Below are 24,506 nucleotides of genomic sequence, written 5' to 3'. Positions count from 1 at the left end.
AGGACCGAGGTGGGGGACAAACAACCTCATCTGCGTGCTGCCCCCCATCCCGACCTTCCCCCGCGTAGCGGGGGAAGGAGACGCTGCCACATGCAGGTATAGAGCAGACATATTGCAGCATCTTCCTCCCCCATTTATGGGGGAGGACCGAGGTGGGGGACAAACAACCTCGCACTTCAGAAGACAGACAGCGTAATAAAACGCATAAAATCCAACTCAAAATCATTCCCCAAAGGATCTTCCCCATGAATTCAATTGATCGCCTGCTGGGCATTATGAAAACCCTGCGCGATCCGCAACACGGCTGTCCGTGGGATCGCGAACAGACCTTTACCAGCATTGCGCCTTACACATTAGAAGAGACGTACGAAGTCGTCGATGCCATCCAGCGTGAAGATTTTGATGATCTGCGTGGCGAGTTGGGCGATCTGCTGTTTCAGGTTGTGTTCTACGCGCAAATGGCCAACGAGCAAGATCGCTTTAACTTTGACGATATTTGCCACGCCATCAGCGATAAACTGGAGCGTCGCCACCCGCATATTTTTGCTGATGTCAAAGCGGATAACAGCGCTGAAGTTTTGAAAAACTGGGAAGCCATCAAAACCGCCGAGCGTGCAGAAAAAGCGCAGCATTCCGCGCTCGACGACATTCCCAAAGCGCTGCCGGCGTTAATGCGCGCGCACAAAATTCAGAAGCGTTGTCACAACGTTGGGTTCGACTGGACGACATTAGGCCCGGTCGTCGATAAAGTGCATGAAGAGATCGACGAAGTGATGCATGAAGCGCAGCAATCGGTGATTGATGAGCAAAAGCTGGAAGAGGAGATTGGTGACCTGCTGTTTGCTACGGTGAATCTTTCACGGCATTTGGGCAGTAAAGCAGAAACCGCCCTGCAAAAAGCCAATGATAAATTCGAACGTCGTTTTCGTCAGGTTGAATCAATCATTGCTGAGCAAGGTCTGAGCATGCCGGGTGCAACGCTGGAACAAATGGAAGAAGCCTGGCAACAGGTTAAAACGCGAGAGAAAAGCTGATTATTCCACCTCTGCGCATAAAATAGCCAATTAAGCTTACACGATTCAGCGTCACAGTAACTTTGTGACATACATCAAACTTTCATTTACTGCTATCCGTTATGTTAGCCGCAGCATTGCGTTGGAGGATGGCAGTGATTCATCAATTGTGGCTGATAGCGGTTTCCAGTATACTGTTTTCCCGTCCTGGTTATTCCACCGTCTTTAAACCTAAACTCTCAGGTTCAGCATGACAACGAATTATATTTTTGTGACCGGCGGGGTTGTATCCTCTCTGGGTAAAGGCATTGCCGCAGCCTCCCTCGCAGCCATTCTCGAAGCACGTGGTCTGAACGTGACCATCATGAAACTGGACCCGTACATCAACGTGGATCCGGGTACCATGAGCCCAACGCAGCACGGTGAAGTCTTCGTTACCGACGATGGGGCCGAAACCGATCTGGATTTGGGTCACTACGAGCGTTTTATTCGCACGCACATGTCGCGTCGCAACAACTTCACTACAGGCCGAATCTACTCAGAAGTCTTGCGCAAAGAGCGCCGTGGCGACTATCTGGGTGCGACGATTCAGGTCATTCCGCACATCACTAACGCCATCAAAGAACGCATTATTGAAGGCGGCGAAGGCCATGACGTGGTTCTGGTTGAAATCGGCGGTACCGTCGGTGACATCGAATCATTGCCATTCCTTGAAGCCATTCGTCAGATGGCAGTTGATGTGGGCCGTGAACACACCATGTACATGCACCTGACGCTGGTACCTTACATGGCAGCAGCCGGTGAAGTGAAAACCAAACCGACGCAGCACTCAGTGAAAGAATTGCTTTCCATTGGTATTCAGCCGGACGTGTTGATCTGTCGTTCCGACCGCGCTGTGCCTGCCAACGAACGCGCTAAAATTGCGCTGTTCTGTAACGTGCCGGAAAAAGCCGTTATCTCGCTGAAAGATGTTGACTCCATTTACAAGATTCCGGGCATGCTGAAATCGCAGGGCCTGGATGATTACATCTGTAAGCGCTTCAACCTGAACGCACCGGAAGCCAATCTGGCTGAGTGGGAGCAGGTAATTTATGAAGAAGCGAATCCAGGCGGCGAAGTCAACATTGGTATGGTTGGCAAGTACGTTGAACTGCCGGATGCGTATAAATCTGTTATTGAAGCGTTGAAACACGGTGGCCTGAAAAATCGCGTCACTGTAAATATCAAATTGATCGACTCGCAGGATGTTGAATCACGCGGTGTCGAAATTCTGAAAGATTTAGATGCGATTCTGATCCCGGGTGGCTTTGGTTACCGTGGCGTCGAAGGCAAGTTGATGACCGCGCAATATGCGCGCGAAAACAACGTACCGTATTTAGGTATTTGTCTTGGCATGCAGGTTGCGCTGATGGAGTTTGCCCGTAACGTTGCTGGCCTCGAAGGCGCCAACTCCACGGAATTTGTGCCAGACTGTAAATATCCGGTGGTTGCGTTAATTACCGAATGGCGTGATGAAAACGGCAACGTTGAAGTCCGTACTGAGCAGAGCGATCTCGGCGGCACCATGCGTCTTGGCAGCCAGCCTTGTCAGTTAACGCCAGACAGCAAAGTACGTCAGCTGTACGGTACTGACACCATTGTTGAGCGCCATCGCCATCGCTATGAAGTCAACAATATGTTGTTGAAGCCGATTGAGGCTGCAGGTCTGCGTATTGCGGGACGTTCTGGCGACGACCAGCTGGTGGAGATCATTGAGATCCCGAATCACCCATGGTTTGTAGCTTGTCAGTTCCACCCGGAATTCACGTCGACCCCACGTGATGGTCACCCGCTGTTTGCTGGCTTTGTAAAAGCCGCGCATGAGTACCAGAAGCGTTTAGCGAAGTAAGTTTCACGAGCAACGCGCGAACTTTTCGCGCGTTGCTTGTCTTAGGATTGACTAACTTGTACTGAGGAAAATCGTAATGTCCAAAATCGTAAAAGTCATCGGTCGCGAAATTATCGACTCACGTGGTAACCCGACTGTTGAAGCAGAAGTGCATCTGGAAGGCGGTTTCGTAGGTCTGGCAGCAGCGCCATCAGGGGCTTCTACCGGTTCACGCGAAGCGCTGGAACTGCGTGACGGTGACAAATCTCGTTTCCTGGGCAAAGGCGTAACCAAAGCTGTTGCTGCGGTAAACGGTCCGATTGCTGAAGCGGTAAAAGGCAAAGACGCGAAAGATCAGGCGAACATCGATAAAATCATGATCGACCTGGACGGTACTGAGAACAAATCCAACTTCGGTGCAAACGCCATTCTGGCTGTTTCACTGGCTGCTGCTAAAGCTGCTGCTGCCTCTAAAGGTCAGCCGCTGTATGAGCACATCGCTGAACTGAACGGCACGCCAGGCAAATTCTCTATGCCGCTGCCAATGATGAACATCATCAACGGTGGTGAGCACGCAGATAACAACGTTGATATTCAAGAGTTCATGATCCAGCCGGTTGGCGCGAAAACGCTGAAAGAAGCCATCCGTATGGGTTCTGAAGTTTTCCATCATCTGGCAAAAGTGCTGAAAAGCAAAGGCATGAGCACTGCGGTAGGTGACGAAGGTGGCTACGCGCCAAACCTGGGTTCTAACGCCGAAGCGCTGGCAGTTATCGCTGAAGCGGTAGCAGCAGCAGGTTACAAACTGGGTGAAGATATCACTCTGGCGATGGACTGCGCAGCATCAGAATTCTACAAAGACGGCAAATATGTGCTGGAAGGTGAAGGCGGCAAAGCTTACACCTCTGAAGAATTCACCCACTTCCTGGAAGATCTGACCAAGCAATATCCGATTGTTTCAATCGAAGATGGCCTGGACGAATCTGACTGGGCTGGCTTCGCTTACCAGACCAAAGTGCTGGGCGACAAAATTCAGTTGGTGGGCGACGACTTGTTCGTTACTAACACCAAAATCCTGAAAGAAGGTATCGATAAAGGCATCGCGAACTCCATTCTGATCAAATTCAACCAGATCGGTTCTCTGACCGAAACCCTGGCTGCAATCAAAATGGCAAAAGACGCAGGCTACACCGCGGTGATTTCACACCGTTCAGGTGAAACCGAAGATGCAACCATCGCTGACCTGGCGGTAGGTACTGCAGCGGGCCAGATCAAAACCGGTTCAATGAGCCGTTCTGACCGCGTTGCTAAGTACAACCAGCTGATTCGTATCGAAGAAGCGCTGGGTTCAAAAGCACCGTTCAATGGCCTGAAAGAAGTTAAAGGTCAGTAATCGGCTGCTGATGCCGCATAAAAGCGGCAACGCCTGATGATAAAGCCCCGCCAGCGAGCGGGGCTTTTGTTTTTTTAGCATCAGCAGCTGTTGTTGTGAGGCGTAAATCTGCCATAATCAGCGCCCTGATTTTTCCGAGCGAGTAAAAAATGTTCTACCCGATTAACGAAATGTTCCAGACGCTGCAGGGCGAAGGCTATTACACCGGTGTGCCAGCCATCTTCATCCGTCTACAAGGATGTCCAGTGGGCTGCAGTTGGTGTGATACCAAGCATACCTGGGAAAAGCGGGCGGATCGGGAAACGTCGCTGGGCGATATTTTAGTGAAAACCGTGGAAAGCGATGCCTGGGGCGACGCTGACGCGGCTACTTTGTTAAATGCCATTGAGCAGCAAGGTTGGACGGCCCGCCACGTGGTGATTACCGGCGGCGAACCGGCAATTTTCGATCTGCGGCCCTTAACTGAAGCGCTGGAATCAGCCGGTTTTAATTGTCAGATTGAAACCAGCGGCACGCATGAGATTCAGTGCTCTGAAAAAACCTGGGTGACCGTTTCACCGAAGGTGAACATGCGGGGTGGTTATGATGTATTGGCGCAGGCGCTGAGCCGAGCCGATGAGATCAAACATCCTGTGGCACGTGAGCGCGATGTGGAAGCATTAGATGAATTGCTGGCGGGTCTGCAAGACAGCAAGGCGCGCATCATTGCGTTGCAGCCTATTAGCCGCAAAGACGAAGCGACCAAGCTCTGTATCGAAACGTGCATAGCGCGCAACTGGCGCTTGTCGATGCAAACGCACAAATATCTGAATATTGCCTGATGTGGATAGGGCGGCAATGCGCCGCCCTGACCGTTACTGTTTTGCCTTCCAGGCGTCATACGCTTTCTTAATCTCGGTTTTCGCCGCTGCGGCATCTTGAAAACCATTTAACTCCACTTTCTTGCGGCCATCCGGCAACTGCTTATAGACGCGGAAAAACGCTTCTAAACGCTGCACTTCAACCTTCGGCAGATCACTTAGCGATTGGATCTCATCATAAGTGGGATCGATTTTGCTGGCAGGTACCGCAACGATTTTATCGTCTTCTTCGCCACCGTCGATCATCTTCAACACACCAATCGGACGCAGTTTGATCAACGTGCCTGGCTGCAAGGGCGCGCGAGTGTAAAAGATTACATCCAGTGGATCGTTATCGCCGCCCAATGATTGCGTCAGCGAACCGTAATTGGCGGGATAGGCAACAGGCATCGACTGAAAACGATCGGCAACAATAAAACCGGTTTTCGCATCGGTTTCATATTTGATTATTCCACCCGCCGGGATTTCGGTTACCGCGAAAAACTCTTCCGGTACATTGTCAGGCTGCGGGAAATGAAGCACGTTTTCCGCCTGGACGGCGGCAGAGGTTGAAACAAGCAGAGCAATAATTGAAAGGCGTTTTACCAGATTCATCGTTGATTCTCTTGATCTTTAATGAAAGAGACCACAACGTAGAGGGCAAAGATGACAGTAAGATGAAGGCAGTCATTTAATCAGAGATCAGACGTTTCAAACTGCAGGAAAGCGGCAACCGGGCGGTAAATCGAGTAGAACCTATCGAACTCGCGATTAATGCGGTTAGCGCACCTGCAGTGTGAAAGGCAAAGCGTTTATCAGCCGCGGTAGACGCAGCCTGCGGTACAGGTCTCTTTGATCATCACCGCACTCAGCAGCGGCAAGCGCGGCTTCATTTGATCCCAAATCCATTTTGCCAGCACTTCACTGGTAGGATTTTCCAGACCGGGAATATCATTGAGATTGTAGTGATCAAGGCGATCGTAGATCGGCTTAAACGCCGCTTTAAGTTCGGCAAAATCCATTACCCAGCCGGTATGCGCATCCACTTCACCGGTAATTTCCAGACGAACCAGGAAGGAATGACCATGTAAACGGCCGCATTTGTGTCCTTCAGGCACATTCGGTAAGTGATGTGCAGCTTCGAACTGGAATTCTTTAAATAGCGTGGTAGACATAAGGGTTCTCAGACTTTAAAAACCGCTGAATTCTACCTGAAAGGCAGATTTTTCGCACCCGCAAAGCGCAAAGCCGCTTTTTTCGCTCAATTCTCTCTGCATCTGCTTGTTTAATAGCCTGATAAATAAGCGCTTTTTTTACCACTTTTGCCGATTATCTTTACCTGAAAAACCACTTAGTCATTTTGGTTATTTATTATGTCGAAGGCGTATTTAATCGTTAATATACGGCCCGGTAACCTACCCACTCTTCCGCCATTTTACGGTTCGGACTTCTGATACTGGAATTTTTAACGCGATGACGACTCAGGCACCAGGTTCAATGCTCCCACTTTCGCCGGAGCAACTCGCTCGCTTACAAGCGGCGACGACGGATTTTTCCACTACCCAAATGGCATGGCTCTCAGGTTATTTCTGGGGAATGGTCAATCAAACGCCTGGCAGCGTAGCCGTCAGCGCGGCGCCTGTGCAGGCTGAAATTCCAGCTATTACACTGCTTTCAGCCTCGCAAACCGGTAATGCACGCCGACTGGCGGAGCAACTGCGTGACGACTTGCTGGCTGCCAAACTGAACGTCAACCTTGTGAACGCGGGCGATTATAAATTCAAGCAGATCGGTCAGGAAAAACTGTTGGTGGTCGTGACGTCGACTCAAGGTGAAGGCGAGCCGCCAGAAGAAGCGGTGGCGTTGCATAAATTCCTGATGTCGAAAAAAGCCCCGAAAATGGACGGTACCGTATTTGCGGTGTTTGGTCTGGGTGATACCTCTTACGAATTCTTTAGCCAGGCCGGTAAAGATTTTGATAGCCGCCTGGCGGAGCTGGGTGCGGAGCGGCTGCTGGATCGCGTAGATGCTGATGTTGAATACGCAGATCAGGCCACGGCCTGGCGCAGCGCGTTGACAGAAATTCTGAAAAAACGTGTCCCTACTGAGTCGCCAGCGCAAGCTGCTGCCACAGCCGCAGGCAGCGTAAATGAAGTTTCCAGCAGTCCCTATACTAAAGAAGCGCCGCTTACCGCCAGCTTTGCGGTAAACCAGAAAATCACGGGCCGTGATTCTGACAAAGACGTTCGCCACATTGAAATTGATCTGGGTGATTCTGGCTTGCGCTATCAGCCGGGCGATGCGCTTGGCGTATGGTTTGAAAACGATGCGGAATTGGTTAAGGAACTGCTTGAGCTGGTGTGGCTGAAAGGCGATGAACCGGTTGACGTTAACGGGAAATCTTTGCCACTGGCAGAAGCATTACAAAAACATTTCGAACTGACGGTGAATACCGCGCAGATTGTGGCGCAGTACGCGGCGCTGTCGCGCAACGAAGAGCTGCTGTCGCTGGTGGATGACAAAGCTAAACTGCAGAAATACGCGCAGTGTTATCCAATTGTCGACATGATTCGTTTGGCACCGGCTGAGCTGAGTGCCGAGCAGCTAACTACGCTGCTGCGTCCGCTGACGCCGCGCCTTTACTCAATTGCCTCTTCACAGGCCGAAACAGAGACGGAAGTGCATATCACCGTCAGTGCAGTGCGCTTCGATATCGAAGAGCGCCAGCGTGGCGGCGGAGCTTCAACCTGGCTTGCTGATCGCATTGAAGAAGATGGCGAGATTCGCGTCTTTATCGAACACAACGATAACTTCCGTCTGCCAGCCAACCCGGATGCGCCGGTGATCATGATTGGGCCAGGTACCGGTATTGCACCGTTCCGCGCCTTTATGCAGCAGCGTGAGAATGAAGATGCTTCGGGTAAGAACTGGCTGTTCTTTGGTAATCCCCATTTTACCGAAGACTTCCTGTATCAGGTTGAATGGCAGAAATATGTGAAAGATGGCCTGTTGACCAATATCGATCTGGCATGGTCACGCGATCAGGCGGAAAAGATTTACGTACAAGATAAAATCCGCGCCAAAGGGGCGGAAGTGTGGCGCTGGATTGAAGAGGGCGCGCACCTTTATGTCTGCGGCGACGCTAACCGAATGGCAAAAGACGTCGAGCAGGCATTGCTGGATGTGGTGGTCGAACACGGTGGAATGGATCGTGAAACGGCCGACGAATTTTTAAGTGAGCTGCGCATTGAGCGCCGTTATCAGCGAGACGTTTACTAATGAGCGAAAAACACCCTGGACCGCTGGTTGTCGAAGGCAAATTAGCGGACGCCGAGCGTCTGAAAAAGCAGAGTAATTATCTGCGTGGCACCATCCTCGACGATCTCGACAATGGCCTGACCGGCGGTTTTACTGGCGACAACTTTCTGCTGATCCGTTTTCACGGCATGTACCAGCAGGATGACCGCGATATTCGTGCCGAACGTGCTGAGCAAAAGCTGGAAGCGCGTCACGCTATGATGCTGCGCTGCCGTTTGCCTGGCGGCATAATTACGCCGTCGCAGTGGCTGGCTATCGATAAGTTTGCCACCGATAAAACCCTTTACGGCAGCATCCGTTTAACCAACCGTCAGACTTTTCAGTTTCACGGCATCCTGAAGAAAAATGTTAAGCCGACGCATCAGATGCTGCATGAAGTGGGTCTTGATGCGCTGGCAACCGCTAACGATGTGAACCGTAACGTGCTTTGCACTTCAAACCCGGTTGAATCGGAGCTGCATCAGGAAGCGTACGAATGGGCGAAGAAACTTTCTGAGCATTTGCTGCCACGTACCCGCGCTTATGCGGAGATCTGGTGGGATCAGGAAAAAGTGGCGACCACCGACGAAGAGCCGATCCTCGGTGAAACTTACTTGCCGCGTAAATTCAAAACCACTGTGGTGATCCCGCCGAATAACGATGTGGATCTGCATGCCAACGATCTGAACTTTGTTGCTGTGGCAGAGAAAGGCAAACTGATTGGTTTCAACCTGCTGGTCGGCGGCGGTTTGTCGATTGAGCACGGTAACAAAGCCACTTACGCGCGCACCGCCAGTGAGTTTGGTTATCTGCCGGTTGAGAAGATTCTCGACGTGGCGGAAGCGGTGGTAACGACCCAGCGTGACTGGGGTAATCGTACCGATCGCAAAAATGCGAAAACCAAATACACCCTGGAACGCGTTGGTGTTGAGACTTTTAAAGCGGAAGTGGAAAAGCGTGCCGGTTTAACTTTCGAACCGATTCGTCCTTACGAATTCACTACACGCGGCGATCGTATTGGCTGGATCAAAGGCATCGACAACAAATGGCATCTAACGCTGTTTATTGAAAACGGCCGTCTGCTCGATTATCCAGGCCGTCCGCTGAAAAGTGGCATCGCCGAAATTGCCAAAGTACACGTGGGCGATTTCCGTTTGACCGCGAACCAAAACCTGATTGTGGCAGGTGTGCCGGAAAGCGAAAAAGCAGCGATCGAAGCGATTGCCCGTGCACATGGCTTAATGGAAAACGTCACGCCACAGCGTGAAAACTCCATGGCCTGCGTGGCTTTCCCGACCTGTCCGCTGGCGATGGCTGAGGCTGAACGTTTCCTGCCTTCTTTCGTCACTAAAGTCGAAGAGATCATGCACGGACACGGTGTTGGCCAAGAGCACATAGTGTTACGCGTTACCGGTTGTCCCAACGGTTGTGGCCGTGCCATGCTGGCTGAAATCGGCTTAGTGGGCAAAGCGCCAGGCCGTTATAACCTGCACATCGGCGGTAATCGCATAGGTACGCGCATCCCGCGTATGTATCGCGAAAATATTACTGAGGGTGAAATCCTTGGCAGTATCGATGAGCTGGTTGGACGCTGGGCGAAAGAGCGTCAGGGCGAAGAAGGTTTTGGCGACTTCGTTATCCGCGCCGGGATTGTGACGCCGGTAGTGGACCCAGCACGTGATTTTTGGGATCAGGAGGCAAAATGAGTCAGTTAGACCTCGCAGCACTGAATGAGATGTCCAAGGTACAGCGCTCAATGGCGCTGGCCGCAACCAACGCTCAGCTGGAAAAATCTTCTGCTGAAGAGCGCGTGAGTTGGGCGCTGGAGAATTTACCGGGCGCTTACGTGCTCTCATCCAGCTTCGGTATTCAGGCGGCGGTGTCGCTGCACTTAGTTACGCGTCAACAGCCGGATATACCGGTTATCCTGACCGACACCGGTTATCTGTTCCCGGAAACGTATCGTTTTATTGATGAGCTGGCTGACCAGCTCAACCTGAACCTGAAAGTGTTTCGCGCAGAGACTTCGCCTGCCTGGCAGGAAGCGCGTTACGGCAAGCTGTGGGAGCAGGGTGTTGAAGGAATTGAGAAGTACAACGAGATCAACAAAGTTGAGCCGATGAATCGCGGTCTGGATACGCTGGGCGCGCAAACCTGGTTTGCAGGTCTGCGTCGCGATCAGTCAGGCAGCCGAGCGAATCTTCCCGTGCTGGGCGTGCAGCGCGGCGTGTTCAAAGTGCTGCCGATCATCGACTGGGATAACCGACAGATTCACCAATATTTGCAGGATAATAATCTTAAATATCATCCGCTGTGGGATCAGGGTTATCTTTCGGTTGGCGATACGCATACCACGCGCAAGTGGGAACCCGGCATGGCTGAGGAAGAGACGCGTTTCTTTGGTTTAAAGCGTGAGTGCGGATTGCACGAAGGCTAATAGTCATTTGCTTCCCTCCTCGCTCCTCCCCCATAAATGGCGGAGGGCGATGCTGCCATATGTTAGTGATGAAGCGGCATGTGGCAGCGTCTCCTTCCCCCGCAAGCGGGGGGAAGGCAGGGAGGGGAAAAGCCAGCACAGATCCAAAAATCCACAGCCAGCGCCTTAACTTAAATTCCTTTTAACGCAGCAAATGCCTCTGCTGCGCGCGTTACATTGATCTTTGTGACATCATAATTCGCCACCGCGACAAACGGATCCTCCGCCAGGATAGTATCCAGTCGGGCACGATCGATATCCTTAACGAGTACCATGCCACCGGTACGCGGATCTTTTCTTCCGGCTGCAATAAAGACGTCAGCATCAAAATAGCGATCCAGCCACTGAATATGCGGCTCAAGCAACGCTTCTACTTCTTCTACCGGGCGAAAATAGGTCAGATAAACCACGTACATATCAGATCCTCATACTTTGGGATTGGTGAGTTCGCTGAGCAGCGGCAGCAGTACTTTTACGCTGTCTCGGGTGCGCAGAGTAATGCGGCCCGGTAACCAGCGGTCCAGATAAGCCAGATTATCACGCTCGGTCTGATGGCGTGTGGTGCCGTCTGGGAAGTGGTGTGTGCGGCTGCGCTGCTGAGTACCATCTTTAGCCCCTAATGCCCAGTTGCTGGCGGTAACATCCATTAGCGGAAAGCCCGCTTTATCGAATGCATTGATGCCGGGGTAATCTTTACGGTTTAACTGATGACTCGCTGCCGAAATACCAAATTCACGCGCCAGATAAAGTGCTCGCTCGCTGGTTTGCTTGCGCACCGCGCGTGGTGTATTCAGGCCGCTGTTGAAATAAAGGTGATCACCGGTTATCAGGCTATTAAGGTCGATAACCAGCAGCGTATTTTTCTTCTCTTTATTGCTCATGCGCGCAACGTAATCATCCATGCCGTGCAGACCAACTTCACCAGCGCTAAGCGCCACAAAACGCACTCCATAATGCAGGGGTTTTTTGCTTAGCTTTTCCGCCAGTTCCAGCATGACGCCTAAACCTGAAGCGTTGTCGTCTACACCTTGCAGGCGCAGGCCGCCCATATTTTGATTCGCCTGGCTGCTGTTTTGTGGTGTCCATGTATCAAGGTGGGCGACGATTAAAATTTCCTGCGGCTCGCTGCCTGTACGGGCCGCAATCACCGAGGTTGCGGTGAGTTTATGCCAACGCGCTTTCCCGTCAGCGTCGTGCCAGTCGTAACCCGTATTGAACTGACGAGTATTAGTCTGAAAACCCAGCGAGGTGAACTGCTGTTTTAAATAATCGGCGGCCATTAATTCGGCCGGACTGCCGCTCATGCGACCGGGGAAATAGGTGGCGATATGACGGACTTGCTGTTCAGCAAATTGACCCGGCGCGTCAGTCGCAGCCTGGGCAGAAAAAATAAAACCGCAACAGAGCAGCGCAGTGAGCGCGGTCAGGCGGAAAGAGGCAAACATACGGCGTTCCTTGTAATTCATCTCATGACAGAAATTAGCGAAAATTTTCTGTGCTTAGTATGAAACTGTGACCCCGATTACACAATTTCAATCGCTCTGAAAGCCCAGTAAGATCATTTGCTAAGCACATTTTGTTCTGAGCTTTTCGCATTCGTTATTCCATTCAGTAACTACTCATTCCAATTCGTAATTTCATCTGGATTAACACCGGGACGTATAGTCGCGTTAACGCAAAGTTACAACACTAAGGTTAACGTGGATTATTTGCCTCTTTTTGCCGATCTCAAAGGCCGCCCGGTTTTGGTTGTCGGCGGTGGAGATATCGCGGCGCGGAAAATTGAACTGCTTCGTCGCGCGGGTGCGCGCGTGCAGATTGCTGCTCGCGAACTTTGCCCCGAGCTTCATGAACTGTTGGAAATGCAACAGCTGGAATGGCTGGCGACGCATTTTGATCCCGCCCAGCTCGATGGCGTGTTTCTGGTGATCGCGGCAACTGACGACAATACGCTAAATGCACAGGTATTCGAAACGGCTAATGCACGGCAAAAACTGGTCAATGTGGTCGATGACCAACCGAAGTGCAGCTTTATTTTTCCTTCTATCGTTGATCGCTCACCGCTGGTGGTAGCGATCTCGTCCAGCGGCACCGCGCCAGTGCTGGCGCGTATGCTCCGTGAAAAACTCGAAGCATTATTGCCCGCTAACTTAGGCCAAATGGCAGAGGTTGCGGGACAGTGGCGGGATAAAGTGAAACAGCGCTTTACGCGGATGTCCGATCGCCGTCGTTTCTGGGAGCGCGCTTTTAACGGTTTGTTCGCCAGCCAAATGGCAGCAGGCAATGTGAATGAAGCGAAGCTGACGCTTGATCGTGAACTCAACGACGAGCCGAATCAGCAGGGCGAAATTATTTTGGTCGGCGCGGGGCCTGGCGACAGCGGTCTGTTGACCTTACGCGGCTTGCAGGTGATGCAGTTGGCAGATGTCGTGCTTTATGACCATCTGGTCAGCGATGAAGTGCTGGAACTGGTTCGCCGTGATGCCGATCGTATCTGTGTTGGCAAGCGCGCGGGTGCGCATTCGGTGCCGCAGGAAGAGACCAATCAGATGCTGGTCAAACTGGCACTGCAAGGCAAGCGCGTGGTGCGCCTGAAAGGCGGCGACCCGTTTATTTTTGGTCGGGGCGGCGAAGAGTTACAGGCGGCGCAGCAGGCAGGCATTCCGTTTCAGGTGGTGCCTGGCATTACTGCGGCGGCAGGCGCGACAGCCTATGCAGGCATTCCGTTAACGCACCGTGATTATGCGCAGAGCGTGCTGTTTATCACCGGGCATTGCCGTCCCGATGGTGATGGCATCGACTGGCCATCTTTGGCGCGTGCGCGTCAGACATTGGCAATTTATATGGGCACGGTGAAGGCTGCTGAAATCAGCGAAGGGTTGATTCAGCATGGGCGCGCCGCGTCTACGCCGGTCGCGGTCATCAGCCGCGGCACGCGACAAGATCAACAGGTGCTGACCGGTACCTTAGAACAGCTTGAGGCGCTGGCTGCATCTGCGCCCACTCCGGCACTGTTAGTGATTGGAGAAGTGGTCAATTTGCACGGGCAGCTCGCCTGGTTTCAACATTCAGCACAGCAGGGGACTCGCGAGTCCGCCGTTGTCAATCTGGCTTGAGAGGAAAAACGATGGACCAAAAACGACTCACTCATCTGCGTCAGTTAGAGGCAGAGAGTATCCATATCATTCGCGAAGTTGCGGCGGAGTTCGGCAATCCGGTGATGATGTATTCCATCGGTAAAGACTCTTCAGTGATGCTGCATCTGGCACGCAAAGCGTTCTTTCCGGGCACGCTGCCGTTCCCGCTGTTGCACGTGGATACCGGCTGGAAATTCCAGGAAATGTACGCGTTCCGCGATCGTACCGTGAAAGCGATGGGTGCTGAATTGCTGGTTCACCGTAACCCGGAAGGCGTGGCAATGGGCATCAACCCCTTTGTTCACGGCAGCGCAAAGCATACCGATATCATGAAAACCGAAGGCTTAAAGCAGGCGCTGAATAAGTACGGCTTTGATGCGGCCTTCGGTGGCGCTCGTCGTGACGAAGAGAAGTCGCGTGCTAAAGAGCGTATCTACTCCTTCCGCGACCGCTTCCATCGCTGGGACCCGAAAAATCAGCGTCCTGAGCTGTGGCACAACTACAACGGCCAGATCAACAAAGGCGAAAGCATTCGAGTCTTCCCCCTGTCGAACTGGACCGAGCTGGATATCTGGCAGTACATCTTTCTGGAAAACATCGACATTGTTCCGTTGTATTTGGCCGCGCCGCGTCCGGTGTTGGAACGCGACGGTATGTTGATGATGGTGGATGACGATCGTATTGACCTGCAACCTGGCGAAGTGATCAAGCAGCGCATGGTGCGTTTCCGTACTCTTGGTTGCTGGCCGCTGACCGGTGCTGTTGAATCGCAAGCGCAAACGCTGCCGGAGATCATCGAAGAGATGTTGGTTTCTACTACCAGCGAGCGTCAGGGCCGCATGATTGACCGCGATCAATCCGGTTCGATGGAACTGAAAAAACGTCAGGGTTATTTCTAAGGAGACGCCAGATGAATACTGTAATTGCACAACAAATTGCCGACCAGGGCGGCGTTGAAGCCTGGCTGACCACACAACAACATAAAAGCCTGCTGCGTTTTCTGACCTGCGGCAGCGTTGATGACGGTAAAAGTACGCTGATTGGCCGCCTGCTGCATGACACGCGACAGATTTACGAAGATCAGCTTTCATCGCTGCACAATGACAGCAAACGTCACGGCACCCAAGGCGAAAAACTCGACCTTGCGCTGCTAGTGGATGGCCTGCAAGCTGAGCGTGAGCAAGGCATCACCATTGACGTAGCCTATCGCTATTTCTCTACGGAAAAGCGCAAGTTCATCATTGCCGACACGCCTGGACACGAACAGTACACGCGTAATATGGCAACCGGCGCCTCAACCTGTGATTTGGCAATTTTGTTGATCGATGCGCGTAAAGGCGTGCTGGATCAAACCCGCCGTCACAGCTTTATTTCTACGCTGCTGGGGATTAAACATCTGGTAGTGGCGATCAATAAAATGGATTTGGTGGAATACAAGCAAGAGGTATTCGAGCAGATCAAACAGGATTACCTCGATTTTGCCGCGCAGCTGCCGGAAGATTTGGATATCCGTTTTGTACCGATGTCGGCGCTGGAAGGGGACAACGTTGCGTCACCGAGCCAAACCATGCCGTGGTACAGCGGGCCCACGCTGCTGGACGTGCTGGAAACGGTTGAGCTAAATCGCGTGGTCGATCATCAACCGATGCGTTTCCCGGTGCAGTATGTTAATCGCCCCAACCTGGATTTCCGCGGCTACGCCGGTACGCTGGCGTCTGGCGTGGTGAAAGTGGGCCAGCGTGTAAAAGTGCTGCCGTCTGGCGTTGAGTCGAACATCTCGCGCATTGTGACTTTTGATGGCGATTTGCAAGAAGCGGGCGCGGGTGAAGCGATCACGTTGGTGTTGGAAAATGAAATTGATATCAGCCGTGGCGATCTGCTGGTGGATGCCAGCGCTGAACTAAATGTAGTGCAAGCCGCCACTATTGACGTGGTGTGGATGGCTGAACAGCCGCTGCAGGCTGGCCAAAGTTACGACATTAAAATCGCCGGTAAGAAAGCGCGCGGTCGCGTAGAAAAAGTGATTCATCAGGTTGAGATCAACTCGTTGGAAAAACGCGATGTCGACCGCCTGCCGCTGAACGGTATTGGTTTAGTTGAGATGACGTTTGATGAGCCGATGGTACTGGATAAGTATCAGCAGAATCCGGTGACAGGCGGGATGATCTTTATCGATCGCCTCAGCAACGTCACTGTGGGCGCAGGCATGATCCATGAACCGCAAGTCGATGCGCCACGCGCGACTGGCGAGTTCAGTGCGTTTGAGCTGGAACTGAATGCGCTGGTGCGCCGTCATTTCCCACACTGGAACGCCCGCGATCTGTTGGGTGGTCAATAATGGCGCAACACGATGATAACGTGGTGTGGCACGATCATCCGGTAACGCGTGAATCGCGAGAGCAGCAGCACGGCCATCAAGGCGTGGTGCTGTGGTTTACCGGGCTTTCGGGCTCGGGAAAATCCACCGTGGCAGGGGCACTTGAGCAGGCGCTGCATCGTATTGGTGTCAGCACTTATCTGCTCGATGGCGATAATGTGCGTCACGGCTTGTGTCGCGATCTCGGTTTTAGTGATGACGACCGCAAAGAGAATATTCGTCGGGTTGGCGAAGTGGCGAAGCTGATGGTCGATGCGGGTTTAGTGGTGTTAACTGCCTTTATTTCACCCCACCGTGCCGAGCGGCAAATGGTGCGCGATCTGTTAGATAAAGGTCAGTTTGTTGAAGTGTTTGTTGATACGCCTTTGTCAGTATGCGAATCGCGCGATCCGAAAGGATTGTACAAAAAAGCGCGTGCCGGTGAGTTACGTAACTTCACTGGCATTGATAGCGTATATGAAGCGCCAGAACAGCCAGAAATTCAGCTTGATGGCGAACAATTGGTTACAAAACTCGCCGCCCAATTGTTAGACCTGCTGCGTGACCGCGATATCATCAGATCCTGAAAAGAGAGCGGCAAATCGCCTGTGATTTGCCGCATTCGGTCACCAGGATTTTTATGCAGAATATTACCCCTATGTTGGCTCGCAAAGATGAACGCCCTGATGATGAGCCTCGCTCGTCACTGCCAGGCGGTATTATCGGCTTCCTTTCTTACTGGTGCGCGCTGGCAATCCCTTTCCTGCTCTACGGTTCCAACACGCTATTCTTCTTTCTCTATACTTGGCCATTCTTTCTCGCGCTGCTGCCGGTATCGGTGATTATGGGGATCGTGTATAGCATGTTGCTACGGGGTCAATTGCTGTGGACCTTACTTGCTACCGTCATTTCTGTTATCTGCCTGTTCTGGCTATTGTTCACTTTCCTCTCCGGCTGGTGATTACGTTGATGTGCAAACGCATCGGCTGGTTACAAAACTTTACCCGCTAATTTCACTTCTTTGACGTCACTTTTGTACACACATGCAGCAAAGCGGACCATTTTCGTTGCTGTTGTGGAGTCCTGCGCAAAGTTATGGGATGATTGGGCCGTTTTTAGGGGGCGGGATGGGAAAACTGACGTTACTGCTATTGGTGCTGTTAGGCTGGCTGCAATACTCATTGTGGCTGGGGAAAAACGGTGTCCATGATTATACGCGCGTTGATGATGACGTCGCGGTTCAACAGGCGAATAACGCCAAACTTAAGTCGCGTAACGATCAGCTGTTCGCCGAAATTGACGATCTCAATGGTGGCTCCGAAGCGATCGAAGAACGCGCACGTAATGAGTTGGGCATGATTAAACCCGGTGAAACCTTCTTTCGTCTGGTTCCTGATCAGAACAAACGTAACGCGCAAGCTGCGCAAAACCAACAACGATAAAACATGAACACTGTGTCCTCTTTTGCGGATGTGATTGCCGTGGTGCCGGCGGCCGGTATCGGCAGCCGCATGCAGGCGACTTGTCCTAAGCAGTATCTGACGATTGGTCAGCACACCCTTCTGGAACACAGCATTGCACGCCTGTTTTCGCATCCTGCTATCAAGCAGGTCATCATTGCAGTAAGCCCGGATGACCAACACTTTGCTTCGCTGCCGCTGGCAAGTGATCCACGCGTTATTCGCGTGGTGGGCGGAGAGACGCGTGCTGAGTCGGTGCTGGCAGGATTAGAGGCTGCGCAGGGCGCGAGTTGGGTGCTGGTGCACGATGCGGCACGTCCATGTTTGCACCTGGATGACCTTTCGCGTCTGTTGCAAATTCGTGAGCAAAGCCGTGTTGGCGGCATTCTGGCCGCACCGGTGCGCGACACCATGAAGCGCGGCGAACCCGGTAAAGTAGCCATTGCTCATACCGTGGAACGCGAAGACCTCTGGCATGCATTAACCCCACAATACTTTCCTCACGCGCTGCTGACCGCTTGCCTGACGCGGGCTTTGAATGAAAATGCCAACATTACTGATGAAGCCTCGGCGCTGGAATATTGCGGCTATCATCCGGTATTGGTCAGTGGACGCAGTGATAACATCAAAGTTACCCGGCCAGAAGATCTGGCGCTGGCAGCTTTTTATCTCAGTCAGATTCAATTAAAGGAGAGCGCATGATGCGTATCGGTCACGGTTTTGACGTTCACGCTTTTGGTGGAGAAGGTCCGCTGGTGATTGGCGGCGTGCGAATTCCGTTTGAGCACGGTTTTATTGCCCATTCCGATGGCGACGTGGCGCTGCATGCGTTAACCGACGCGCTGTTAGGCGCGGTAGCAATGGGTGATATTGGTAAGCTATTCCCTGACACCGATCCAGCATTCAAAGGCGCTGACAGTCGTGGTTTGCTACGTGAGGCCTGGCGTCGCATTGCGGCCAAGGGTTATCAGATAGGCAATGTTGACGTCACTCTCATCGCCCAAGCGCCGAAAATGCTGCCGCACGTGCCGCAGATGCGGGTAAATATTGCCGAAGATCTGGGGTGTCATATGGATCAGGTTAACGTAAAAGCCACCACCACTGAAAAACTGGGTTTTACTGGACGCGGTGAAGGCATCGCGTGTGAAGCGGTGGCGCTGCTGCTGAAAGCGGAGCCCGCATGACGCTGCACTATTTACACGGCACGCCAACCGCTACCGGTGTGATTAAAGCCAACCCAGAAGATTTTGTGGTGGTGGAAGATCTCGGTTATAGCCCAGACGGTGAAGGTGAGCATCTGCTGGTGCGTATTCGTAAAACAGGCGCGAATACCCGCTTTGTTGCCGAGGCTCTGGCGAAATATCTCGGCATTCATCTGCGCGATCTGAGCTATGCGGGCATGAAAGATCGCCATGCTGTTACCGAACAAACGCTCTGTTTCCGCCTGCCAGGTAATGCCATGCCCGACTTGCGTGGCTTTGAGCTTGAAGGCGTTGAAATTCTTCAGGTTGTGCGCCATAAGCGCAAACTGCGTATTGGTGCGCTGGCGGGTAATGCATTTCGTCTTGTGATCCGTCAGGTCAGCCAGCGCGAAGCGGTTGAACATCGGCTGGCTTTAATCCGCGATGCCGGCGTGCCTAACTATTTTGGCGAACAGCGCTTTGGTCACAACGGTAATAACCTGACGATAGCGCAGCAATGGGCGCGCGATGAAATCCGCTTACGCGATCGTAATAAGCGCAGCCTGATTCTTTCTGCTGCTCGCAGTGCGCTGTTCAATCAGGTCACTAGCGCCCGCATGCAACAGCAGGGCGGATTGAGCCATGTATTGACTGGCGACGCACTGCAGCTAGCCGGGCGCGGCAGTTGGTTTGTCGCCCAGGCAGACGAACTTGAAGCATTGCAGGCGCGCGTTGATCAGCATGAATTGCGCGTTACCGCGCCAATGCCAGGACGCGGTGAACCGGGTCCGCAAGCAGAAGCGTTAGCCTTTGAGCAGCAAGCGTTGGCGGACTCATCGATGCTGATTTCTCTGCTCGATCGTGAACGCGTTGATGCGGGCCGTCGCGCAATGTTAGTGGTGCCACGCGACCTGCGCTGGGCGTGGTGGGATGACGTAACGCTGGAAATGCAGTTCTGGCTTCCTGCCGGAAGCTTTGCCACCAGCGTGGTACGCGAGCTGTTGAACAATACGGCTGACAACACCAACCTGGACGAATAAAGTTAGCCGATTGCTGAACGTAAGAGCGACCTACCGCATTGTGTTGGGTGTTTTTATGTTGCCAGCTTGCCGCATAAGTCCTGCTAAACGTCTTTGGTGATTGCCGTAACATTGTTCGTTCATCGGGTAATGTTGCGGCAAAGCGCTGTTATGGGACTATTTACGTCTACCACTTCCCCTCTCCCGCCGCTAGAATGCAAAGACCCCCACATGGGCTTTTTTCGCTGACAGGCATCTCTGCTTGTCTGCCCGCGAGGTTGGATTGAATCAAAAAAGGTCAGGGTGAAATGCGGATACTCCTCAGCAACGATGACGGAATTCATGCGCCGGGCATTCAAACGCTTGCCAGGGCATTACGGGAATTTGCCGACGTTCAGGTCGTCGCACCCGATCGTAATCGCAGTGGTGCATCAAACTCCCTGACGCTGGAAACGCCGCTGCGCACCTTTACCCATGAAAATGGGGATATTGCGGTGCAAATGGGAACGCCAACGGATTGCGTATTTCTTGGCGTAAACGCATTAATGCAACCGCGTCCTGAGATTGTAGTTTCGGGTATTAATGCGGGTCCTAATCTCGGTGATGATGTGATTTATTCCGGCACTGTCGCGGCGGCAATGGAAGGGCGACATTTGGGACTGCCAGCATTGGCGGTTTCACTGGATGGTCATCAGCATTATGACACTGCCGCTGCGGTAACCTGCGCGCTGCTCAAAGCATTAACGCGTGAGCCGCTGCGGACCGGCCGCATCCTCAATATCAACGTACCCGATTTACCGCTTGATCAGATCAAAGGTATTCGTGTGACGCGTTGTGGCAGTCGTCATCCGGCCGATCAGGTTATTCCTCAGCAAGATCCGCGGGGTAATACGCTCTACTGGATTGGACCGCCGGGGAAAAAATTAGATGCAGGCCCTGATACAGATTTCGCGGCGGTGGATCAAGGTTACGTCTCTGTCACTGCATTACATGTTGATCTTACCGCACACGCGGCTCAGGATATTCTTTCTGACTGGCTGGTTAACGCTGAGGTAAATCTGGCATGGTGAACCGGCGCATCGAAACGTTGTTGACACAACTTCGTCAGCAGGGCATTGACGATGAATGCCTGCTCAAAGCCATTGCTGATGTGCCGCGTGAGCGATTCATCGACGAAGCGTTTGAACATAAAGCCTGGGATAACGTGGCACTGCCGATTGGCTCAGGACAAACCATTTCTCAGCCTTACATGGTAGCTCGCATGACTGCGCTGCTTGAGCTACAGCCGCACTCTCGCGTGCTGGAAATTGGCACTGGCTCTGGCTATCAAACTGCAATTCTCGCTCATCTCGTCGATCATGTTTATTCGGTCGAACGCATTAAAGGTCTGCAATGGCAGGCCAAACGCCGCTTAAAGCAACTTGATCTGCACAACGTCTCCACACGTCACGGCGATGGTTGGCAAGGCTGGCCATCACGTGGCCCCTATGACGCCATCATAGTGACGGCTGCCCCACCCGAAATTCCGATTGCGCTGATGGCGCAATTAGCAGATGGCGGCATTATGGTGCTCCCGGTCGGCGAGGATCAGCAAGTGCTGAAACGCCTGCGTCGTAAGGGAGAGGAATTTGTTGAAGAGATAATTGAACCGGTCCGGTTTGTTCCTTTAGTTCAGGGCGATTTAGCTTAAGGCCTCTGCTACGTATTTCTTCACAACTGTTTCATAGCACCACGTACTTGATCTTGTTACTATCCCTTTTCATCAATGAAAAATCAGATTTTAACGCGCCGCACAGAGTATTGTGCTGGCGAGTAGAGTAGGACAGGTACAGCAGGGTTGCCATCACGGGGGATCAATGAGCACGGGAAGCACTATTTTTCAATTACGCCGTTTGGCGGCGCTTTCACTGGTAGGTTTTTGGCTGGCGGGCTGTAGCTCAGGCGATAACTCACAAGCACCCATTAGCCAAATTGGTGATGGCGGCGGTATGAACACGGCTTCTGATCAGCCAAACACCCCTTCTGGCGGTGTACCCGCAATGCCAAGTCAGGGAGGAATGTTAAGCAATAATACAGCTTCCCAACAAAGCAATAGTGGAATGATTAGCGCAGATAACGCTGTACAGACGCAAAATGGGCGAATTGTTTACAATCGCAGTTATCAGAACATTCCGAAAGGTAGCTATTCAGGTGAAACTTACACCGTTAAACGCGGTGATACACTGTTTTACATTGCCTGGATTACCGGTAACGATTTCCGCGATTTAGCCCAACGTAACAACGTTTCAGCCCCGTATGGCCTGAATGTAGGGCAGACTTTGCAGATCGGTGATGCCTCTGGTCAGCCGATCACGGGTGGCAATGCCATTACCGTCGCCGATGCAACGCAGGGGGGCGTCCCAACATCGCCACAAATTAAATCTGCCGCTGTTGCACAGCAACCTGTTATTACGTATTCTGATGATTCGGGTAATTCGAGCGGCAGTAAACTTCTGCCATCGAAAGGAGCAAATGTTGCAACGACAACAGCTCCTGCCGTTACCGCACCACCCACGGTCAGTAGTACGACCAACAGTTCAACGCCGGTGGGAAGCTGGCGTTGGCCGACTGATGGGAAGATTATCGATAACTTCTCTGCTGCGGAAGGTGGCAATAAAGGTATCGATATCGCTGGATCGCGCGGACAATCTGTTGTCGCCACCGCATCGGGAAGGGTGGTTTACGCAGGTAACGCTCTCCGGGGTTACGGTAATTTAATCATCATCAAACACAATGATGATTACCTGAGTGCCTACGCCCACAACGATACAATGCTGGTCCGGGAACAACAGGAAGTTAAGGCGGGGCAAAAGATCGCTACCATGGGTAGCACCGGTACCAGTTCAGTAAGATTACATTTTGAAATTCGTTACAAGGGGAAATCCGTAAACCCGTTGCGTTATTTACCGCAGCGATAATCCGGCAGAACCTATGGTGTTCTGCCTTGGAATCACGGGTAGGAGCCGCTTATGAGCCAGAATACGCTGAAAGTAAACGAGTTACATGAGAATGCGGAATTCGAGGAGAACGGAGCTGAGGTTTTTGATGAGAAAGCTCTCGTTGAAAACGAACCTAGTGATAATGACGTAGCGGAAGAAGAGTTATTGTCACAAGGTGCGACGCAGCGCGTTTTAGATGCGACGCAGCTCTATCTCGGGGAGATTGGCTATTCTCCTTTGTTAACGGCTGAGGAGGAAGTTTTCTTCGCCCGCCGTGCATTACGAGGTGACATTGCTTCTCGTCGCCGCATGATCGAAAGTAACTTGCGCCTGGTGGTAAAGATTGCCCGCCGTTATAGCAATCGTGGACTGGCTTTGCTGGACCTGATTGAAGAGGGTAATCTTGGCCTGATTCGTGCCGTAGAGAAGTTTGACCCAGAACGTGGGTTCCGTTTCTCAACATACGCCACCTGGTGGATTCGTCAGACCATTGAACGGGCAATCATGAACCAAACCCGTACGATTCGTCTGCCGATTCACATTGTTAAAGAACTGAATGTTTACCTGCGCACCGCGCGTGAACTTTCCCACAAGCTTGATCATGAGCCAAGTGCGGAAGAAATTGCGGAGCAACTGGATAAACCTGTTGATGACGTAAGCCGTATGTTGCGTCTCAATGAACGCATTACATCAGTTGATACGCCACTGGGCGGAGATTCTGAAAAAGCGCTGCTGGACATTCTGGCCGATGAAAAAGACAACGGTCCAGAAGATACCACGCAAGATGACGATATGAAGCAAAGCATCGTCAAATGGTTGTTCGAACTGAACGCCAAGCAGCGTGAAGTGTTGGCGCGTCGTTTCGGCCTGTTGGGCTATGAAGCGGCAACGCTTGAGGATGTAGGCCGTGAGATCGGCTTAACCCGTGAGCGTGTACGTCAGATTCAGGTTGAAGGTTTACGCCGTCTGCGTGAAATCCTGCAGGCGCAGGGCCTCAACATTGAAGCACTTTTTCGTGAATAACGGTTTCATGAATAATTAGTACTGTTTTAATGCGAAAAGCGGTGATGTTAATCACCGCTTTTTTTATGCTCATATTTCACATGGCAGCATAAAACCTACCTGTTTTTTTCCTTGTACAGCGTTGCGTCAATAAGCTGAAAGTATGCGGTTTCGGTAGAATCGTTACATTGTCCCTCAGGCGAGCATGATTGCTTTGAGCGAACATACGGCTTATTACACCAATAAGGCGGGGATGATTTTTTTCATACGTGAAATGGCTACTGAACTTGGGCCGTTCGGTATTACCGCCCATGCGATTTCGCCAAAAAACATTGAAACGGAACGTAGTCAGCGTTACTGGCGTGCCGAGCAAATGAAGTTAAAAATCCCGCACATCGTTTTGCTTTACCTGAATAAATAGTCAGCGCGGTTTTATATCCCCGCAGTTCGGAAGCAGACACATCATTGGGCAAAATTGAGTCGTTGAT

At 52.1% G+C, this 24,506-nt stretch carries 26 protein-coding genes; 21 read left to right on the top strand and 5 right to left on the bottom strand.

Annotated elements, in window-relative coordinates; translation table 11 throughout:
- Positions 1 to 245: 245 nt before the first annotated feature.
- The 3 genes from mazG (at position 246) to eno (ending at position 4,273) form a co-directional block, all read left to right on the top strand.
- Positions 246 to 1,034, top strand: coding sequence for a nucleoside triphosphate pyrophosphohydrolase (gene mazG / locus SC127_RS08035; RefSeq protein WP_332625940.1), 789 nt, complete (start codon positions 246 to 248; stop codon positions 1,032 to 1,034).
- 229 nt (positions 1,035 to 1,263) lie between these two features.
- Positions 1,264 to 2,901, top strand: coding sequence for a glutamine hydrolyzing CTP synthase (pyrG, locus tag SC127_RS08030; protein ID WP_215845749.1), 1,638 nt, complete (start codon positions 1,264 to 1,266; stop codon positions 2,899 to 2,901).
- Between the two features lie 76 nt (positions 2,902 to 2,977).
- On the top strand, positions 2,978 to 4,273 hold the full coding sequence (eno, locus tag SC127_RS08025) for a phosphopyruvate hydratase (RefSeq protein ID WP_215845750.1): 1,296 nt from the start codon (positions 2,978 to 2,980) through the stop codon (positions 4,271 to 4,273).
- Here eno and SC127_RS08020 read toward each other — a convergent pair.
- On the bottom strand, positions 4,260 to 4,388 hold the full coding sequence (locus tag SC127_RS08020; protein WP_279234007.1) for a hypothetical protein: 129 nt from the start codon (positions 4,386 to 4,388) through the stop codon (positions 4,260 to 4,262). The genes eno and SC127_RS08020 overlap by 14 nt on opposite strands.
- Positions 4,389 to 4,422: 34 nt before the next feature.
- Here SC127_RS08020 and queE point away from each other — a divergent pair, with 34 nt between their 5' ends.
- Positions 4,423 to 5,094 carry a 7-carboxy-7-deazaguanine synthase QueE gene (gene queE / locus SC127_RS08015; protein ID WP_243079066.1) on the top strand — a complete coding sequence of 224 codons (672 nt, stop codon included), beginning with the start codon at positions 4,423 to 4,425 and terminating at the stop codon, positions 5,092 to 5,094.
- A gap of 33 nt (positions 5,095 to 5,127) precedes the next feature.
- On the opposite strand, the gene SC127_RS08010 is transcribed toward queE, so the two are convergent.
- Both SC127_RS08010 and queD read right to left on the bottom strand, forming a co-directional pair.
- A complete protein-coding gene (locus SC127_RS08010; protein WP_243079067.1) occupies positions 5,128 to 5,727 on the bottom strand; it encodes an inorganic diphosphatase in 600 nt (199 codons plus the stop codon).
- A 200-nt stretch (positions 5,728 to 5,927) separates the two neighbouring features.
- Positions 5,928 to 6,287 carry a 6-carboxytetrahydropterin synthase QueD gene (gene queD / locus SC127_RS08005; RefSeq protein ID WP_215845754.1) on the bottom strand — a complete coding sequence of 120 codons (360 nt, stop codon included), beginning with the start codon at positions 6,285 to 6,287 and terminating at the stop codon, positions 5,928 to 5,930.
- A 298-nt stretch (positions 6,288 to 6,585) separates the two neighbouring features.
- Between queD and cysJ the strand changes: the two genes are divergently transcribed.
- Genes cysJ through cysH form a run of 3 tightly spaced genes read left to right on the top strand, consistent with a single transcriptional unit; the run spans position 6,586 to position 10,846 of the window.
- Positions 6,586 to 8,391 (top strand): NADPH-dependent assimilatory sulfite reductase flavoprotein subunit, encoded by a 1,806-nt coding sequence (gene cysJ / locus SC127_RS08000; protein ID WP_215845755.1) that lies wholly within the window; start codon positions 6,586 to 6,588, stop codon positions 8,389 to 8,391.
- Entirely contained in the window at positions 8,391 to 10,115 is a 1,725-nt protein-coding gene (cysI, locus tag SC127_RS07995) for an assimilatory sulfite reductase (NADPH) hemoprotein subunit (RefSeq protein WP_215845756.1), read from the top strand. The genes cysJ and cysI overlap by 1 nt, the downstream gene beginning before the upstream one ends.
- Positions 10,112 to 10,846: a phosphoadenosine phosphosulfate reductase gene (gene cysH, locus SC127_RS07990; RefSeq protein ID WP_215845757.1), complete on the top strand. Its 735-nt coding sequence runs from the start codon at positions 10,112 to 10,114 to the stop codon at positions 10,844 to 10,846. The genes cysI and cysH overlap by 4 nt, the downstream gene beginning before the upstream one ends.
- Before the next feature lie 170 nt (positions 10,847 to 11,016).
- On the opposite strand, the gene SC127_RS07985 is transcribed toward cysH, so the two are convergent.
- A complete protein-coding gene (locus SC127_RS07985) occupies positions 11,017 to 11,301 on the bottom strand; it encodes a YciI family protein (RefSeq protein WP_243079069.1) in 285 nt (94 codons plus the stop codon).
- Between the two features lie 9 nt (positions 11,302 to 11,310).
- Entirely contained in the window at positions 11,311 to 12,330 is a 1,020-nt protein-coding gene (locus tag SC127_RS07980; protein ID WP_215845759.1) for an aminopeptidase, read from the bottom strand.
- A 255-nt stretch (positions 12,331 to 12,585) separates the two neighbouring features.
- Between SC127_RS07980 and cysG the strand changes: the two genes are divergently transcribed.
- The 14 genes from cysG to SC127_RS07910 all read left to right on the top strand — a co-directional run bounded on the left by cysG (position 12,586) and on the right by SC127_RS07910 (position 24,439).
- Positions 12,586 to 14,001: a siroheme synthase CysG gene (gene cysG, locus SC127_RS07975; protein WP_332625938.1), complete on the top strand. Its 1,416-nt coding sequence runs from the start codon at positions 12,586 to 12,588 to the stop codon at positions 13,999 to 14,001.
- Between the two features lie 11 nt (positions 14,002 to 14,012).
- On the top strand, positions 14,013 to 14,921 hold the full coding sequence (cysD, locus tag SC127_RS07970) for a sulfate adenylyltransferase subunit CysD (protein ID WP_243079071.1): 909 nt from the start codon (positions 14,013 to 14,015) through the stop codon (positions 14,919 to 14,921).
- An 11-nt stretch (positions 14,922 to 14,932) separates the two neighbouring features.
- Entirely contained in the window at positions 14,933 to 16,360 is a 1,428-nt protein-coding gene (cysN, locus tag SC127_RS07965) for a sulfate adenylyltransferase subunit CysN (protein ID WP_243079072.1), read from the top strand.
- Complete coding sequence (gene cysC, locus SC127_RS07960; RefSeq protein ID WP_243079073.1) at positions 16,360 to 16,965, top strand: adenylyl-sulfate kinase; 606 nt, start codon at positions 16,360 to 16,362, stop codon at positions 16,963 to 16,965. Before cysN ends, cysC begins: the two co-directional genes overlap by 1 nt.
- Positions 16,966 to 17,018: 53 nt before the next feature.
- Positions 17,019 to 17,339: a DUF3561 family protein gene (locus tag SC127_RS07955; protein WP_215845763.1), complete on the top strand. Its 321-nt coding sequence runs from the start codon at positions 17,019 to 17,021 to the stop codon at positions 17,337 to 17,339.
- Between the two features lie 166 nt (positions 17,340 to 17,505).
- The gene (ftsB, locus tag SC127_RS07950; protein ID WP_215845764.1) at positions 17,506 to 17,820 is read left to right on the top strand and encodes a cell division protein FtsB; all 315 of its coding nucleotides are present in this window, start codon (positions 17,506 to 17,508) and stop codon (positions 17,818 to 17,820) included.
- Between the two features lie 3 nt (positions 17,821 to 17,823).
- Positions 17,824 to 18,540 (top strand): 2-C-methyl-D-erythritol 4-phosphate cytidylyltransferase, encoded by a 717-nt coding sequence (gene ispD / locus SC127_RS07945; protein ID WP_215845765.1) that lies wholly within the window; start codon positions 17,824 to 17,826, stop codon positions 18,538 to 18,540.
- Complete coding sequence (ispF, locus tag SC127_RS07940; protein WP_279234025.1) at positions 18,540 to 19,022, top strand: 2-C-methyl-D-erythritol 2,4-cyclodiphosphate synthase; 483 nt, start codon at positions 18,540 to 18,542, stop codon at positions 19,020 to 19,022. The genes ispD and ispF overlap by 1 nt, the downstream gene beginning before the upstream one ends.
- Positions 19,019 to 20,059, top strand: a complete 1,041-nt coding sequence (gene truD / locus SC127_RS07935; protein ID WP_332625936.1) for a tRNA pseudouridine(13) synthase TruD — start codon at positions 19,019 to 19,021, stop codon at positions 20,057 to 20,059. Before ispF ends, truD begins: the two co-directional genes overlap by 4 nt.
- A 287-nt stretch (positions 20,060 to 20,346) precedes the next feature.
- Positions 20,347 to 21,108: a 5'/3'-nucleotidase SurE gene (gene surE, locus SC127_RS07930; protein ID WP_332625935.1), complete on the top strand. Its 762-nt coding sequence runs from the start codon at positions 20,347 to 20,349 to the stop codon at positions 21,106 to 21,108.
- The gene (locus tag SC127_RS07925; protein WP_215845768.1) at positions 21,102 to 21,728 is read left to right on the top strand and encodes a protein-L-isoaspartate(D-aspartate) O-methyltransferase; all 627 of its coding nucleotides are present in this window, start codon (positions 21,102 to 21,104) and stop codon (positions 21,726 to 21,728) included. Before surE ends, SC127_RS07925 begins: the two co-directional genes overlap by 7 nt.
- 166 nt (positions 21,729 to 21,894) lie before the next feature.
- The gene (gene nlpD / locus SC127_RS07920; RefSeq protein ID WP_243079077.1) at positions 21,895 to 22,995 is read left to right on the top strand and encodes a murein hydrolase activator NlpD; all 1,101 of its coding nucleotides are present in this window, start codon (positions 21,895 to 21,897) and stop codon (positions 22,993 to 22,995) included.
- A 51-nt stretch (positions 22,996 to 23,046) separates the two neighbouring features.
- Positions 23,047 to 24,039 (top strand): RNA polymerase sigma factor RpoS, encoded by a 993-nt coding sequence (gene rpoS, locus SC127_RS07915; RefSeq protein WP_215845769.1) that lies wholly within the window; start codon positions 23,047 to 23,049, stop codon positions 24,037 to 24,039.
- Between the two features lie 184 nt (positions 24,040 to 24,223).
- The gene (locus SC127_RS07910) at positions 24,224 to 24,439 is read left to right on the top strand and encodes an SDR family oxidoreductase (RefSeq protein ID WP_332625934.1); all 216 of its coding nucleotides are present in this window, start codon (positions 24,224 to 24,226) and stop codon (positions 24,437 to 24,439) included.
- Positions 24,440 to 24,506 lie beyond the last annotated feature (67 nt).

Origin of the sequence: Pantoea sp. T14, from assembly GCF_036663535.1 — a bacterium.
GTDB classification, from domain to species: domain Bacteria; phylum Pseudomonadota; class Gammaproteobacteria; order Enterobacterales; family Enterobacteriaceae; genus Pantoea; species Pantoea phytostimulans.
The sequence above is the reverse complement of the archived record's forward strand: the minus strand, read 5'-3'. Positions and strand labels throughout refer to the sequence as shown.

Coding starts and splice junctions, on each gene's coding strand:
- SC127_RS07910 (WP_332625934.1), top strand. CDS start 24,224: ATGATTGCTTTGAGCGAACATACGGCTTATTACACCAATAAGGCGGGG.
- SC127_RS07955 (WP_215845763.1), top strand. CDS start 17,019: ATGCAGAATATTACCCCTATGTTGGCTCGCAAAGATGAACGCCCTGAT.
- eno (WP_215845750.1), top strand. CDS start 2,978: ATGTCCAAAATCGTAAAAGTCATCGGTCGCGAAATTATCGACTCACGT.
- cysI (WP_215845756.1), top strand. CDS start 8,391: ATGAGCGAAAAACACCCTGGACCGCTGGTTGTCGAAGGCAAATTAGCG.
- cysD (WP_243079071.1), top strand. CDS start 14,013: ATGGACCAAAAACGACTCACTCATCTGCGTCAGTTAGAGGCAGAGAGT.
- truD (WP_332625936.1), top strand. CDS start 19,019: ATGACGCTGCACTATTTACACGGCACGCCAACCGCTACCGGTGTGATT.
- SC127_RS07980 (WP_215845759.1), bottom strand. CDS start 12,330: ATGTTTGCCTCTTTCCGCCTGACCGCGCTCACTGCGCTGCTCTGTTGC.
- rpoS (WP_215845769.1), top strand. CDS start 23,047: ATGAGCCAGAATACGCTGAAAGTAAACGAGTTACATGAGAATGCGGAA.
- nlpD (WP_243079077.1), top strand. CDS start 21,895: ATGAGCACGGGAAGCACTATTTTTCAATTACGCCGTTTGGCGGCGCTT.
- ftsB (WP_215845764.1), top strand. CDS start 17,506: ATGGGAAAACTGACGTTACTGCTATTGGTGCTGTTAGGCTGGCTGCAA.
- surE (WP_332625935.1), top strand. CDS start 20,347: ATGCGGATACTCCTCAGCAACGATGACGGAATTCATGCGCCGGGCATT.
- cysH (WP_215845757.1), top strand. CDS start 10,112: ATGAGTCAGTTAGACCTCGCAGCACTGAATGAGATGTCCAAGGTACAG.
- SC127_RS08020 (WP_279234007.1), bottom strand. CDS start 4,388: ATGGCAGATTTACGCCTCACAACAACAGCTGCTGATGCTAAAAAAACA.
- ispD (WP_215845765.1), top strand. CDS start 17,824: ATGAACACTGTGTCCTCTTTTGCGGATGTGATTGCCGTGGTGCCGGCG.
- cysJ (WP_215845755.1), top strand. CDS start 6,586: ATGACGACTCAGGCACCAGGTTCAATGCTCCCACTTTCGCCGGAGCAA.
- SC127_RS08010 (WP_243079067.1), bottom strand. CDS start 5,727: ATGAATCTGGTAAAACGCCTTTCAATTATTGCTCTGCTTGTTTCAACC.
- ispF (WP_279234025.1), top strand. CDS start 18,540: ATGCGTATCGGTCACGGTTTTGACGTTCACGCTTTTGGTGGAGAAGGT.
- mazG (WP_332625940.1), top strand. CDS start 246: ATGAATTCAATTGATCGCCTGCTGGGCATTATGAAAACCCTGCGCGAT.
- SC127_RS07925 (WP_215845768.1), top strand. CDS start 21,102: ATGGTGAACCGGCGCATCGAAACGTTGTTGACACAACTTCGTCAGCAG.
- queD (WP_215845754.1), bottom strand. CDS start 6,287: ATGTCTACCACGCTATTTAAAGAATTCCAGTTCGAAGCTGCACATCAC.
- SC127_RS07985 (WP_243079069.1), bottom strand. CDS start 11,301: ATGTACGTGGTTTATCTGACCTATTTTCGCCCGGTAGAAGAAGTAGAA.
- queE (WP_243079066.1), top strand. CDS start 4,423: ATGTTCTACCCGATTAACGAAATGTTCCAGACGCTGCAGGGCGAAGGC.
- cysC (WP_243079073.1), top strand. CDS start 16,360: ATGGCGCAACACGATGATAACGTGGTGTGGCACGATCATCCGGTAACG.
- cysN (WP_243079072.1), top strand. CDS start 14,933: ATGAATACTGTAATTGCACAACAAATTGCCGACCAGGGCGGCGTTGAA.
- pyrG (WP_215845749.1), top strand. CDS start 1,264: ATGACAACGAATTATATTTTTGTGACCGGCGGGGTTGTATCCTCTCTG.